Origin of the sequence: Winogradskyella undariae (assembly GCF_013285155.1) — a bacterium.
In the GTDB taxonomy this organism is placed as follows: Bacteria; Bacteroidota; Bacteroidia; order Flavobacteriales; family Flavobacteriaceae; genus Winogradskyella; species Winogradskyella undariae.
Genome location: NZ_JABTEL010000002.1, coordinates 363,468 through 379,108, shown reverse-complemented (window position 1 = coordinate 379,108; position 15,641 = coordinate 363,468). Strand labels below are relative to the sequence as shown.

9 protein-coding genes are annotated in these 15,641 nt (G+C 31.3%); 6 read left to right on the top strand and 3 right to left on the bottom strand.

Annotated features, from left to right (window positions below):
* Window position 1: 1 nt before the first annotated feature.
* Window positions 2-2,542 carry a DNA gyrase subunit A gene (gyrA, locus tag HSX10_RS04090; protein WP_173586932.1) on the bottom strand — a complete coding sequence of 847 codons (2,541 nt, stop codon included), beginning with the start codon at window positions 2,540-2,542 and terminating at the stop codon, window positions 2-4.
* Window positions 2,543-2,977: 435 nt separating this feature from the next.
* On the opposite strand from gyrA, the gene HSX10_RS04085 reads away from it, so the two are divergent.
* On the top strand, window positions 2,978-5,530 hold the full coding sequence (locus tag HSX10_RS04085; protein WP_173586931.1) for an ATP-dependent Clp protease ATP-binding subunit: 2,553 nt from the start codon (window positions 2,978-2,980) through the stop codon (window positions 5,528-5,530).
* Window positions 5,531-5,615: 85 nt separating this feature from the next.
* Window positions 5,616-5,987 (top strand): hypothetical protein, encoded by a 372-nt coding sequence (locus HSX10_RS04080; protein WP_173586930.1) that lies wholly within the window; start codon window positions 5,616-5,618, stop codon window positions 5,985-5,987.
* A gap of 31 nt (window positions 5,988-6,018) precedes the next feature.
* On the opposite strand, the gene hutH is transcribed toward HSX10_RS04080, so the two are convergent.
* The gene (hutH, locus tag HSX10_RS04075; RefSeq protein WP_173586929.1) at window positions 6,019-7,548 is read right to left on the bottom strand and encodes a histidine ammonia-lyase; all 1,530 of its coding nucleotides are present in this window, start codon (window positions 7,546-7,548) and stop codon (window positions 6,019-6,021) included.
* 122 nt (window positions 7,549-7,670) lie between these two features.
* Between hutH and HSX10_RS04070 the strand changes: the two genes are divergently transcribed.
* The gene (locus tag HSX10_RS04070; protein ID WP_173586928.1) at window positions 7,671-9,023 is read left to right on the top strand and encodes a TlpA family protein disulfide reductase; all 1,353 of its coding nucleotides are present in this window, start codon (window positions 7,671-7,673) and stop codon (window positions 9,021-9,023) included.
* A gap of 138 nt (window positions 9,024-9,161) precedes the next feature.
* On the top strand, window positions 9,162-10,199 hold the full coding sequence (locus HSX10_RS04065) for a TlpA family protein disulfide reductase (RefSeq protein WP_173586927.1): 1,038 nt from the start codon (window positions 9,162-9,164) through the stop codon (window positions 10,197-10,199).
* An 81-nt stretch (window positions 10,200-10,280) separates the two neighbouring features.
* Here the strand turns inward: HSX10_RS04065 and HSX10_RS04060 are convergent, their stop codons facing one another.
* Window positions 10,281-11,828, bottom strand: a complete 1,548-nt coding sequence (locus HSX10_RS04060; protein WP_173586926.1) for an NAD(P)H-hydrate dehydratase — start codon at window positions 11,826-11,828, stop codon at window positions 10,281-10,283.
* Window positions 11,829-12,234: 406 nt separating this feature from the next.
* On the opposite strand from HSX10_RS04060, the gene thrA reads away from it, so the two are divergent.
* Together thrA and HSX10_RS04050 are read left to right on the top strand one after the other, a co-directional pair.
* Window positions 12,235-14,709 (top strand): bifunctional aspartate kinase/homoserine dehydrogenase I, encoded by a 2,475-nt coding sequence (thrA, locus tag HSX10_RS04055; RefSeq protein ID WP_173586925.1) that lies wholly within the window; start codon window positions 12,235-12,237, stop codon window positions 14,707-14,709.
* Between the two features lie 3 nt (window positions 14,710-14,712).
* Entirely contained in the window at window positions 14,713-15,636 is a 924-nt protein-coding gene (locus tag HSX10_RS04050; RefSeq protein ID WP_173586924.1) for a homoserine kinase, read from the top strand.
* Window positions 15,637-15,641 lie beyond the last annotated feature (5 nt).

Below are 15,641 nucleotides of genomic sequence, written 5' to 3'. Positions count from 1 at the left end.
TTTAGTTTTCAGTTTCATTATTATCAATAGCTGTACCATCATCTTCATTGGTATCACCATCTCCAATGATTTCAGCTTCTATATCTTCAATAACCTCTTCGTCATCTTTCATAACTTTAGCTACTGCAGCAATAGAATCATTCCCTTTAAGGTTTATTAATTTAACACCTTGAGTTGCTCTTCCCATGACACGTAAATCAGCTACAGCCATACGAATTGCAATTCCAGATTTATTAATAATCATTAAATCATCTTCATCTGTTACATTTTTAATAGATACTAAATTACCTGTTTTCTCTGTGATAGAAATTGTTTTTACACCTTTTCCACCTCTATTGGTAATTCTGTAATCTTCTAGACTAGATCGTTTACCGTATCCATTTTCAGAAACCACTAAGATGTTACTTTCCATATCATCTACAGCAATCATACCGATAACTTCATCCGTTTTTTCGTCTTGAAGTCTAATTCCACGAACACCAGAAGCTCCTCTACCCATTGGTCTAGTTTTAGCTTCCTCAAAACGTATTGCCTTACCAGATTTCAACGCTAACATCACTTGACTTTCGCCTGTTGTTAATTTTGCTTCTAATAAAACATCGTCTTCCTTAATAGTAATCGCATTAATACCGTTTGATCTTGGTCTAGAATATTGTTCTAAAGATGTTTTCTTAACCTGACCTTTTTTAGTCGCCATTATGACATAGTGACTATTAATGTATTCTTCATCTTTTAAATCTTGAGTACAAATGAAAGCCATAACTTTATCATCTTGCTCAATGTTTACTAGATTTTGAATTGCTCTACCTTTTGAAGTTTTAGAACCTTCTGGTATTTCGTAAACACGCATCCAGAAACATTTTCCTTTTTGAGTAAAGAATAACATGTATTGATGGTTTGTACCTACAAATAAATGTTCTAAGAAATCTTCATTACGAGTTGTTGTTGCTTTTTGTCCAACACCGCCTCTATTCTGAGTTTTGTATTCACTAAGTGATGTTCTTTTAATATAACCTGCATGCGATATTGTAATTACAACTTGCGCATCCGGAATCATATCTTCGATACTTAAATCACCACCAGCATATTCAATTATAGAACGACGCTCATCTCCATATTTCTCTCTAACAACTTCTAATTCTTCCTTAATAATAGCCATTCGACGTTCTTTTCTGTCTAGGATATCTTTAAGGTCAATAATGGTTTTCATTATTTCATCATATTCAGAACGTAATTTATCTTGTTCTAAGCCTGTTAACTGACGTAATCGCATCTCAACAATAGCTTTGGCTTGAAGCTCTGAAAGTTTGAAACGTTCAATTAAACTATTACGTGCTTCATCTGCATTATTAGAAGCTCTAATAATTTTAATTACCTCATCAATATTATCTGAAGCGATAATTAAACCTTCTAAGATATGTGCTCTTTCTTCTGCCTTACGTAATTCATATGTTGTACGTCTTACAACAACTTCATGTCTATGCTCAACGAAATAATGAATAAGTTCTTTTAAGTTTAAAAGCTGAGGACGCCCATTAACTAACGCAATATTATTCACACTAAAAGATGTTTGTAGTGCTGAATATTTATATAGTTTATTAAGAACGATATTAGGTATTGCATCACGTTTTAAAATGTAAACAATACGCATTCCATTTCTATCCGATTCATCACGTATAGAAGAAATACCTTCCATTTTTTTATCGTTAACCAAATCAGCAGTCTTTTTTATCATGTCTGCCTTATTGACTTGGTAAGGAATTTCAGTTACAATAATACATTCTCTACCATGTACTTCTTCGATAACCGCTTTACCACGCATTACAATACGTCCACGTCCTGTATGAAAAGCTTCCTTAACTCCATCATAGCCATAAATAGTTCCTCCTGTTGGGAAATCTGGAGCTTTTATATGTTGAATTAATTCATCTATTTCAATATCATTATTCTCAATGTAAGCTATAGTACCATTTACAACTTCAGTTAAGTTATGTGGAGGCATATTAGTAGCCATACCCACAGCAATCCCCGAAGCTCCATTTACTAAAAGACCAGGAATACGTGTAGGAAGAACTGTTGGTTCTTTTAACGTATCATCAAAGTTTAATTTATGATCTACAGTTTCTTTATCAATATCAGCTAACATATCCTCAGATATCTTTCGCATTCTTGCTTCTGTATAACGCATTGCTGCAGGACTATCACCATCCACAGATCCAAAGTTACCTTGTCCATCGACTAACATGTAACGTAAACTCCACTCTTGAGCCATACGTACCATTGCATCATAAACAGAGGTATCTCCATGTGGGTGATACTTTCCTAAAACTTCACCGACAATTCTTGCTGACTTTTTATGTGCCGAATTTGCTCTAATACCAAGTTCGTGCATACCGTAAAGTACACGTCTATGTACAGGTTTTAAACCATCTCTTACATCTGGTAACGCACGTGACACAATGACTGACATTGAATAGTCAATGTAAGCCGATTTCATTTCATCTTCAATGTTAATTGGAATGAGCTTTTCTCCTTCTGCCATATATAAAATTAATTAGTTTTTTTCTAAGTTTTCTTAACATGCTAATATAACCAAAATACTACTGTTTATTCCCAAATTCATTATCATTTTTGGTATTTTTTATTAACAATACACAATAGCCTTTTAGTTAATAAGTATCTGTGAATTAACTTTGAGATAAAATGCTTTTTTAGTCTCTTCGTTTTAAACATTTATTGAACACCAAAGAAAGATCGAAAGACCTGACATAATTTCTTTCTATTATACTTATATACCCCTAATAAATAAGACTTTAACAGAACATCTCTTAAATCTTATTTATCATTGCTAGTACAGTATAATTTAAATTATTTAGTGCTTCTTTTTTAAATTCACATGGTTTAGGTACAGTTTTTGACCTTTACTCAATATGTTTTTATTATTTTTAATGCAGAAAGAAAGAGAAAGGAATATAATATGGATGATAATTTTTCCCCAAGAGTAAAAGATGTTATTGCTTACAGCAAAGAAGAAGCTTTACGTTTAGGTCATGATTTTATAGGTACTGAGCATTTAATGCTTGGTTTATTAAGAGATGGTGATGGTAAAGCTATAGATATATTAAGTGCTTTAGATATTGATCTTAATCACTTAAGGAGAAAGGTAGAGATTTTAAGTCCTGCTAATCCTAATATCATTACAACATCTAATGAAAAAAAGAACTTACACCTTACAAGGCAAGCTGAGCGTGCTTTAAAAACAACGTTTTTAGAAGCTAAGTTGTTTCAAAGTACCTCAATTAATACAGCCCACTTATTATTGTGTATTTTAAGAAATGAAAATGACCCAACAACTAAGCTTTTAAATAAGCTAAAAGTTGATTATGATAATGTTAAAGAAGAATTCAAATCTATGATTACTAGCGAAGATGATTACTTAGACACTCCGAAGGCAGAATCGTTTTCTGATGACGATATTAATGAGGAAGAAGATGACGCAAAACAAAATCCTTTTGGAGGGCAGCCTAACAAAACAAACAAAAAATCTAAAACACCTGTTTTAGATAATTTTGGAAGAGACTTAACTGTACTAGCAGAAGAAGGGAAATTAGATCCTGTTGTTGGTAGAGAAAAAGAAATACAACGTGTTTCTCAAATTTTAAGTCGAAGAAAGAAAAACAATCCTTTATTAATTGGTGAACCAGGTGTTGGTAAATCTGCCATTGCAGAAGGGCTTGCATTAAGAATTATAAAGCGTAAAGTATCACGTACGCTATTTAACAAACGTGTTGTTACTTTAGATTTAGCAAGCTTAGTTGCAGGAACCAAATATAGAGGTCAGTTTGAAGAACGCATGAAAGCGGTGATGAACGAGCTTGAAAAGAATGATGATATTATTCTTTTTATTGATGAAATCCATACTATTGTTGGAGCTGGTGGAGCTACAGGAAGTTTAGATGCTTCTAACATGTTTAAACCTGCCTTAGCAAGAGGTGAGATACAATGTATTGGCGCAACAACTTTAGATGAATATAGACAGTACATTGAAAAAGATGGTGCTTTAGAGCGTCGTTTTCAAAAAGTAATTGTAGAACCAACTTCTGTTGAAGAAACGATAGAAATCCTTAATAATATTAAAGGGAAGTACGAAGAACACCACAATGTTAATTATACACAAGAAGCTATTGAAGCATGTGTGAAGTTAACTAATCGCTATATGACTGAACGTTTTCTTCCAGACAAAGCTATTGATGCTTTAGATGAAGCAGGTTCTCGTGTTCATATTACAAATATTGATGTTCCTAAACAAATTCTTCAATTAGAGAAAAATCTTGAAGAAGTTAAAGAAACGAAGAATAGCGTTGTTAAGAAGCAGAAATATGAAGAAGCTGCAAAGCTTAGAGATGATGAAAAACGCTTAGAAAAAGAACTTGCTACTGCTCAAGAAAAATGGGAAGAAGAAACAAAACTTCATAAAGAAATCGTTACAGAAGAGAGTGTGGCCGATGTTGTTTCTATGATGACAGGTATTCCTGTAAATAAAATTGCGCAGACTGAAATTAATAAATTGTCTAAATTACCAGAACTTATTAAAGGAAAAGTGATTGGTCAAGACCAAGCAGTTGCAAAGGTTGTTAAAGCCATACAAAGAAACAGAGCTGGACTTAAAGATCCTAATAAACCAATTGGTTCATTTATCTTTTTAGGTCAAACTGGTGTTGGTAAAACACAATTAGCAAAAGTTTTGGCTCGCGAATTATTTGAAAGTGAAGATTCTTTAGTTAGAATAGACATGAGCGAATACATGGAGAAATTTGCCATCTCTCGTTTAGTTGGTGCGCCTCCGGGATACGTTGGTTATGAAGAAGGTGGTCAATTGACCGAAAAAATACGCCGTAAACCATACGCTGTAGTACTTTTAGATGAGATAGAAAAAGCGCATCCAGATGTATTTAACATGCTATTACAAGTTTTAGACGATGGTTATTTAACAGATAGTTTAGGTCGTAAAATTGATTTTAGAAACACTATAATCATCATGACATCTAACATTGGAGCCCGAAAACTAAAAGATTTTGGATCTGGTGTAGGTTTTGGTACTTCGGCTACAATAGCACAAGAATCAGATCATGCAAAAGGAGTTATAGAAAATGCTCTTAAAAAAGCTTTTGCTCCGGAATTCTTAAATAGAATTGACGATGTTATTGTATTCAATGCCTTAGAAAAAGAAGACATTGGAAAAATTATAGATATCGAACTTATTAAACTTATCGATAGAATAAAAGGACTTGGTTACGAGCTTCAGCTTACAGATAAAGCTAAAGATTATATTGCTGAAAAAGGATTTGATAAACAATATGGTGCACGACCTTTAAATAGAGCTATTCAAAAATATGTAGAAGATGCCCTTGCCGAAGAAATCATTAACTCTAAACTTCATGAAGGAGATACTATTTTCATGGATTTAGATACAGAAAATGATGCACTTAATATTAAAATTAAATCTTCTGAAGAAACAACTGAATCTTAAATTTTAATTAGATAGACAAAAAAAACTCTTTCTGAAATGAAAGAGTTTTTTTTTATTGCTAATTATTTTAAATTATCATTTACAAATGAATGAATCCCTAACATTCGATTTTTGTGATGTAACAATTTATGACCATTATATTATCGTTATCATAAAAGAAGGCATTAACGTTACATCAAACAGAAATAATACATTAATTCAGATTACTGAAACTTATTTTTCAAATAAGCCCTTTATATATATATCAAACAGAATAAACTCCTACTCAGTTGACCCTAAAGTCTATTTAAAAACTTCAGAAATTCAAAATTTAGAAGGAATAGCAATTGTTTCAAATAATTACCAAGCAAAGATTAATGCCCAAATTGAAAAAATGTTTTTCAAAAAACATTTTGAAATTTTTTCAGAATTAGAAGAAGCCATCAGCTGGGCCGATAAAATAATTAATCCAGAGTGATCAAACATCACTCTGGATTTTATATCTAAAATTATTTTAGGTCGTAATGATTTAAAAACAACTCGTCAATTTCAATATCTACATCTTTTAAAAACTGAATTGATGCTTCAATAGAATCATGCAGTACTTCATCTGCCTTTATAAAAGGTACAACTTTTCTATATTGCTCCAAAAAAGATTCTAATAAAGGAGACGTTTTTAAAGGCCTTCTAAATTCTAAAGCTTGTGATGCATTCATTAATTCAATAGCTATAACGCGCTCTACATTTTTAACCAAAGTATAAGCTTGTGTCGCTGCATTTGCCCCCATACTTACATGATCTTCTTGACCGTTACTAGACACAATACTATCTACACTGGCAGGTGATGCCATTTGCTTGTTAGCACTAACAATACTTGCTGCCGTATATTGCGGAATCATAAACCCTGAATTTAAACCTGGGTTATCTACTAAAAACGCTGGTAAACCTCTTAATCCTGAAACCAACTGAAACACTCGTCGTTCAGAGATATTTCCTATTTCAGCCATAGCAATTTTTAAATAATCTAATGCTAACGCTAAAGGCTGACCATGAAAGTTTCCTCCTGAAATTATTAAATCCTCTTCATGAAAAATATTAGGATTATCTGTTACCGAATTAATTTCTGTTAAAATTACTTTTTCAACAAAATCTAAAGTATCCTTTGTTGCCCCATGAACCTGTGGAATACAACGAAAAGAATAAGGATCCTGTACATGTTCTTTATCGCGTGTAATAAGCTCACTCCCTTTTAAAAATTCATTAAAACGTCTCGCTACTTTTCGTTGCCCGGGATGAGGCCTTACTGCATGAACTAAATCGTGAAAAGGATCTAATCGTCCATCAAAAGCGTCTAATGAAACACTTGCTATAATATCTGCTAAATAAGATGTTTTATGAGACATTAATAATAAATAAACACCATAAGCACTCATAAACTGAGTTCCGTTTAACAAAGCTAAACCTTCCTTTGCTTCTAGCTTTACAGGCTCCCAATTAAACTCTTCTAAAAGCGCCTTAGCATCATATTCTTTATTATTGTGTACTACTTTTCCTTTTCCAAGTAACGGCAAAGCCAAATGTGCTAACGGCGCCAAATCACCAGAAGCTCCTAAAGAACCTTGCGTAAATACAAAAGGAAATATATCGTTATTAAAAAAGTCAATAAGTCTATTTACGGTTTCTAACTGTACACCACTATGACCATAACTTAGCGACTGAATCTTTAAAAGCAACATCACTTTAACAATAGATTCTGGTACTCGATCACCTGTTCCACAAGCATGAGACATCACTAAATTTTCTTGAAGCTGGCTTAAATCGGAGTCTGAAATCTTTACATTATATAATGAACCAAAACCTGTATTTATACCATACATAGGTTTTTTTTCACTTGCTAATTTAGCATCTAAGTAGGTTTTACATTTTTTAATCTCATTTGCAGAGGCTTCTGAAAGCTTCAATTTTTTATTTTCATAAAAAATGTTGTAAATCGTTACAATATCTAAAGCATCTGAAGAGATAACATGGTAATTGTCCATTTAATTTAGTTTTATTCGTTTTCAAATTTGAGAATTATTTTGGGTTTTACCATAATAATATTCAATTCTTTAATTTAACTTCGAAGTCATATTTTTATCACCTATTCAAAACTCACCTAACTATGAAAAGATTAATTACACTATGCGTTGCTATTTTATTTGTTTCTTGCAAAAAAGAAGTCAAAATAGATTACGTTTTATTTTCAGGAAAAATTGACAATCCTAAACAGGAAATACTTACAATACTTAAAGGAAGTAAGAAAATTAAAGAAGTCTCTATAACTAATGAAGGAACTTTCATAGACACTTTAAAAATAGAAACAGGTTATTACAACTTAAGTCACGGAAATGAAACGACAGCAATGTATTTATCTCCTGGAGATGAAATTAACGTAACTTTAAATACTGAAAAATTTGATGAAACCATAAAATATTCAGGATTAGGATCAGAAAACAGTAATTTCTTAGCTGAAAAATATATGGCTAATGAAAATGCAGATATAAATTATATCGAATTATTTTCTAAAGAAGAAACTGAATTTCTTAAAGAATTAAATACTATAAAAAACTCTAAATTAGAATTCTTAAAAAAACAAAAGGATTTAGATCTTAACTTTATAACTCTTGAAGAGAAAAATATTGAGTATGATTATCTAAGCAGCATTCAAAGTTATCCTTCGGCACATGGGTATTACACAAAAAAAGAAGATTTTAAACCTTCTTTAGAATTCTTAAAACCACTTGATACTATAGATTATAACAATGAAGTAGATTATAATAATATTGACAACTACAAAAATTTAGTACAGCGTTATTACTCTAATAAAATTAATGAAACAGAAAACCCTAAAGAAGTATTTGAAACTATAAACAAGCAAACATTCCCTTCTCTAAAAACAGATTTAGCAAAAAGTTTAAGTTACCAAATAACTCCTAACTACGAAAATAATGAAGCTTACTATAATGGAATTATAACAATGTCTTCAGATGAAAAATTTAAAGAAGACCTAACTAATAAATATAATAAAGTTAAAAAACTAACTAAAGGCATGCCTTCTCCAAAATTTGTGAATTATGAAAATCATAAAGGAGGAACAACATCTTTAGATGACCTTAAAGGTCAATTTGTCTATATAGATGTTTGGGCAACTTGGTGTGGACCTTGTATTAAAGAAATCCCTTCTTTAAAGAAAGTAGAAAAACAATATCACGGAAAAAATATTGCTTTTATTAGTGCTTCAATAGACAGGGAAAAAGATCATGATAAATGGGTGAAAATGGTTACTGACAAAGAATTGGGCGGAATTCAATTAATGGCAGATAAGGATTGGAAATCTCTATTTGTTACTGAATATGCTATTGATGGTATCCCTAGATTCATTTTAATTGATCCTGATGGAAATATTGTTAGCGCCGATGCACCAAGACCATCAAATCCTGAATTAATTGAATTATTTGATGACCTTAAAATTTAAGTCAAATAACCTTTAAATTATTCTAAAAGCCTTCAATTGAAGGCTTTTTTTGTTTTAAAAAACTCAAACTTTATAATAAATTTAAAATTAAGATCCCTTTAAAATTCTTATTTTTGAAGGACAAACAAAATACTATTTATGAAACGATTACTATTGCTTTGCGTTGCTACTTCGTTATTGGCATGCAAAGGAGAACCTAAAAATTATGTTACACTTTCTGGAAAAATAACAAACCCAGATGAAAGCAAAATTCTAAAGGTTTTTCAAGGTCGAAATTATGAAAAAACGATTACCATGGATGATGATGGCTCTTTTAATGATACGTTAAAAGTTGCTGCTGGAGATTTCTATTTTCAACATGGAAAAGAATATGGACAAATTTATTTAGAAAACGATAACACTTCGTCTTTTGAAACTGATTATAATTCGTTTGTAGATTCTATGGTTTTTAGTGGTGACGATTCAGATCTTAATAATTTTAAATTACAATCATTATTAATTTCAAAAAATCATTTTACAGAAGAATTAGTCGGATCTAATGATTTAGACAAAGTAAATGATGCTATTGAAAATTATAAATCTTCTTATGAAGATTTAAAAACAAAATATACGGATGTTGATTCTACTCATATTGCCATGATGGATAAAAACATAAACGGAACAGTAGCTCAGATTAATAATTTTATGAAAGCTAAAAAAGCAACACTTAATGCTTTTCCCGAAGGATCACCTTCTCCTAGTTTTGAGAACTATGAAAATTATGCTGGAGGTACAATGTCACTTTCGGATTTAAACGGTAAATATGTTTATATAGATTTATGGGCAACTTGGTGTGGACCTTGTATTAAAGAAATCCCTTCACTTAAAAATGTAGAGAAACAGTTTGAAGGAAAAAATATAGAATTTGTAAGTATTTCTATAGATGAAGGAAGAGGTTACAAAAACGATAAAGCTGCGGCTTATAATGGTTGGAAAAAAATGGTATCTGATAAAGATTTAGGTGGTATTCAATTAATAGCTGATGATGGATTTAGATCCAAGTTTGTACAAGATTATAAAGTTAATGGTATTCCTAGATTCATTTTAATTGATCCTAACGGAAATATTATATCTGCTGATGCTCCTAGACCTTCAAGCTCAGAATTAATTAAATTATTTAATGAGTTAAATATCTAATTTCTCTGTAAACCACAATATACAAAAAGCCTATCTAAATCAATTTAGATAGGCTTTTTGGCATTTATAACACCATCGTTTTTATTCTTTCTGTTCTTTTTCTGGTTGCTCTGGTTGTTTAAACAAATCAATATAAGCTTCACCAATAGTTTCAATAATATGGCTAGCCATTAAACTTTCAAAACCACAATATTCAAGTGAGATATCAGCAGATTTTCCGTGTAAATAAACCCCAAAAATTGTTGCTACTAAAGACGAATAACCTTGTGCTATTAATCCTGAAATCATTCCGGTTAAAACATCTCCACTTCCTGCTGTTGCCATTCCTGGATTTCCTGTTGAATTTATATAGAATTTATCTTTATAAACCGTCATAGAATTAGCGCCTTTAATTAAAACAACAACATCATACTTATTTGATAATGCTTGCACTTTCTCTAACTTATCAAAATCACTAGACCACTTCCCTACTAACCTTTCTAATTCTTTAGGATGTGGTGTTAATACCGTCTGCTTAGGTAACAATTTTAAAAGTGCTTTATTTTTCGATAAGATATTTAAACCATCCGCATCAATTACTAACTGCGTTTTATTTTTCTTCAGAAAAGCTTCAAATGTTTTAACTGTTTCTTCCGAAGTATCTAACCCTACTCCAACACCAATTACATTAGGTTCTAAATCAAAATTTATATTAGAAATATGAGTTTCAGATTCATCTGTAATAACCATAACTTCAGGAATCGAAGTTTGCAAACTATGGTAACCACATTTAGGAATATAAGCCGTTACTAAGCCTGCACCAGAACGTAAAGCAGCTTTACTAGCCAAATTAACGGAACCAATTTTACCATAACTCCCTCCTAAAATCATTACATGTCCAAAATCACCTTTATGAGAAAATTTATCTCTTGGCCTATATAATGGGAGTACTTCTTGCTTAAAAATTAATTCGGCTTTAGTTTCCGTTTGCATTAGATATTCACGATCAAGTCCAATATCTAAGATTTCCCATTGCCCAATAAATTTAGCCGTATCAGGTAAAAAGAAAACTAATTTAGGAGACTGAAAACTTAATGTATAATTAGCATAAACTACAGCATTTTCATCCTCTACAGCTTCATCTGTATATAAACCCGATGGAATATCAACAGCTAACGTAAAAGCTTTTGATGCTTTAAATTTTTGAAATAGCTCTGCAACCCAATTATTAGGATCTCTATTAAAACCAATACCAAAAACAGCATCTACAATTATATCTTCAATATCAATTTCAATGGCTGTAAAATCATCTTTACAACTCAACATTTCTGGCCACTTTTTAGTAACGTTTTTAATATGGTCGTAGTTAATTAAAAACTCTTGTGTGCGCTTATCACTACAATTCACAACATAGGTTTCTACATTATATCCATGTGTAATTAAATGTCTCGCTAATACTAATCCATTCCCTCCATTATTACCAATACCACAAAATACATGAATTGGAACTTGGGCACCTTGTAAACGTGCGTGTATCCAATTAAAAATTTGATTACCAGCACGCTCCATTAATTCTGTTGAAGCTATATTTTGACGTTCAGATGTCAAACGATCTCCTTCGTAAATTTGTTCTTTTGAAAATAATTTCATGTAACTATTTTAATTATTACTGTTGCTTTAAAATGTTATTTGTGTAATCTCAAAAATGATTCCGTTAAAAAAGACAACTTTTTATTGTCAATTCCATAAGTATAACCTTAAAAAATTTTACAAATAATAGGTTTTGTTCCGTTTTTAATAATTTGAAGCTCTATTTTTAATAAATCACTAAAAAGAAACGAATTGTTTTTTTATTGTTATAAAAATAATACATTTGAGATGTAATGAAGAAAGAAATTAACATAACAGAAAAAGTATTAACACAAACAATGTTTGTGTCTATGTCTATGTTTATTATTTCAATGATTATTACCCTTTGGGGTAATATGTAATAATCTCTCCGTCCCTTCTTGTCTATTTAGACATTTTTTTATTCCTTTTTTAAACTATAAATTATATGAAAGTTCTCAAATTTGGTGGAACATCTGTAGGTTCAGCCGAAAACATAAATAAAGTGATATCTATTTTAGATCAACAATCTAAAACAACATCTATAGCTGTAGTTGTATCTGCTGTTGGCGGCATTACTGATAAATTATTAGAAGCTGGAAATTTAGCTTGTGATAAAAATCTAGACTATAAAAACAAATATGATGTTATTTGGTCTTTACACAACTCAATCATTGATGGTTTATTTCCAAATACAGAAAATGATAAAGCTTTAAAAAAACAACAGGATGATTTACAAGAATTAGTATCTGATAAATTAAATGACCTAAAAAGCCTATTAAACGGTATTTATCTTATTAATGAATTATCACCCAAAACAAAAGATAAATTATTAAGTTTTGGCGAAAAATTATCATCGACTCTCATTTATCATACGTTACGTTCAAGATCTGTAGATGTCGTTTTAAAAAACTCACAAGAACTAATTGTAACAGATTCTAACTTTAACAATGCTACTGTTAATTTTGACCAAACGGATTCAAATATTCAGTCTTTTTTTAACTCAAACTCGAGTTCAATAGTTCTTTTACCTGGTTTTGTATCAAAATCTACAAGTGGAGAAATCACTACTCTAGGACGAGGAGGCTCTGATTACACAGCAGCTATAATTGCTGCTGCTATAGAGGCTGATGAATTACAAATCTGGACCGACGTTAGTGGTATGTTTACAACAAATCCTAAATTAGTAAAACAAGCATCTCCAATTGTAGAGTTGTCTTATCAAGAAGCTGTAGAATTATCTCATTTTGGTGCGAAAGTATTATATCCACCAACGGTCATGCCTGTTTTAAAAAAGAAAATTCCTATTGTTATAAAAAATACTTTAGAGCCAGAAGCTATTGGCACAACGATAACAAAAAATATTACACCTAACGGAAATTCACCTGTAAAAGGTATTAGCAATATAGAAAATGTTGCGCTATTAACTTTACAAGGGAATGGTATGGTTGGCGTTCCTGGTTTTAGTAAACGTTTATTTGAAACTTTAGCTCAAGAAAGGATTAACATCATTTTAATTACCCAATCGTCATCAGAACACACCATCTGTTTTGGAATTTCTGAAAATGATGCTGAACGTGCTAAATCTGCAATAGATGCCGTTTTTGAATATGAAATTTCATTACACAAAATAGATCCTATTGTTGTTGAAACTGATTTATCTATCATTGCTGTTATTGGTGATAAAATGAAAAATCACCAAGGTATAAGTGGAAAAATGTTTAGCACACTTGGTAAAAATAACGTAAACATTAGAGCTATTGCTCAAGGCGCTTCAGAACGAAATATTTCTGCTGTAATTCATAAAAACGACGTGAAAAAAGCATTAAACAGTTTACACGAACAATTCTTTGAAATAAAGACAAAACAAATTAACCTATTTATTACTGGTGTTGGTAATGTTGGAGAAAAGCTTATTGACCAGATAAAACAACAAAAAGCATACGTTAAAGAACAGTTTAAAATTAATTTAAGAATCACAGGTTTATCTAATTCTAGAAACATGGTTGTTAATGACGATGGAATTAATTTAAAAAACTGGAAACAAGAGCTCGATAATGGAGAAAAAGCAAGTTTAAATGGTTTCTTAGAACATGCTAAAAATTTAAATTTAAGAAATTCTGTTTTTGTAGATATTACAGCAAACAAAGCTGTTTCTAATATTTATAGCGATTATCTTAAACAAAGCATTTCGGTTGTCGCATGCAACAAAATTGCATGTTCTGGTGATATTGAATATTATAATGAATTAAAAGCTTTATCAAGACAATACAATGCATCATTTTTATTTGAAACCAATGTTGGTGCAGGTTTACCGGTTTTAGACACATTAAGTCATTTAATTACATCTGGAGATAAAATAAATACCATTCAAGCTGTTTTATCTGGAAGTCTTAATTTTATATTCAACAATTTTAATGCTGAAACTACATTTTACGATGTGGTAAAACAAGCACAAGAAGAAGGTTATACAGAACCAGATCCTCGTATTGATTTAAGTGGAATTGACGTCGCCAGAAAGATTTTAATTTTAGCTAGAGAAAGTGGTCATCAAATTGAATTATCAGAACTTGAAAGTGATAATTTCTTAACAGAAAAAGGTCTAAATTCAGATAGTGTTGATGATTTTTTAGCAACACTTAAAGAAGATGAAGCATACTATCAAAGTCTTTTTAAATCAGCTCAAGAAAAAAACAGTCAACTTAAGTTTGTTGCAGAATTTAATGACGGTAAAGCTAAAGTTGGATTAAAAGAAATCCCTGAAGGACACCCATTTTACAACTTAAAAGGAAAAGATAATATTGTAATGTTTTATACACAACGTTACCCTGAGCAACCTTTAATAATCAAAGGTGCTGGTGCTGGTGCAGACGTTACAGCTTCTGGATTATTTGCAGATATCATAAGAATCGCTAATAATTAAATGATGAATAAAGAAATAAAAATATTTTCTCCAGCTACAGTTGCTAATGTTGCTTGCGGATTTGATGTGTTAGGTTTCTGTTTAGATACTATTGGTGATGAAATGATCATTAGAAAAACTGAAGAAAAAGGTATTAAAATCACAAAAATTGAAGGTTACGATTTACCTTTTGAAGCGGAACAGAATGTTGCTGGAGTTTCTGCTTTAGCAATGTATAATGCCTTACAGCCCGACTGTGGTTTTGAAATTGAAATCTATAAAAAGATAAAACCAGGAAGTGGTATTGGAAGCAGTTCTGCAAGTGCAGCTGGAAGTGTTTTTGGGATGAATGCGTTATTAGGTTATCCGCTAGATAAAACACAACTCACAAATTTCGCCATGAAAGGGGAAGCTTTAGCGAGTAAATGTGAACATGCTGATAATTTAGCACCTGCTATTTTTGGTGGTTTTACACTTGTAAAAAGTGCAAGTCCATTACAAATTTTAGAGCTCCCTACTCCACCCGATTTATTTGCGACCTTAATTCATCCACAAATTGAAATTAAAACATCAGAATCTAGAGCTATTCTCCCAAAAGAGATTCCACTAAGTAATGCTATAGCACAATGGGCTAATGTTGGAAGTTTGGTACATGCCTTACATACTTCAGACTACGATTTAATAAAAGACTCATTAATTGATGTGGTTATAGAACCTTATCGCAAACAATTAATTCCGCATTTTGATGATGTAAAAAGCGCAGCATTAGAGGCAGGTGCACTTGGTTGTGCTATTTCTGGCTCAGGACCTTCAATTTTTATGTTGAGTAAAAGTGAAGCTACAGCAAAAGAAGTCGAAAAAGCGATAAGAAAAGTATACGAAACAACAGATATACAATTTGAAACTTATGTTTCTAAGATTAATATTGAAGGGATTCGGGTTTTGTAGAAAGA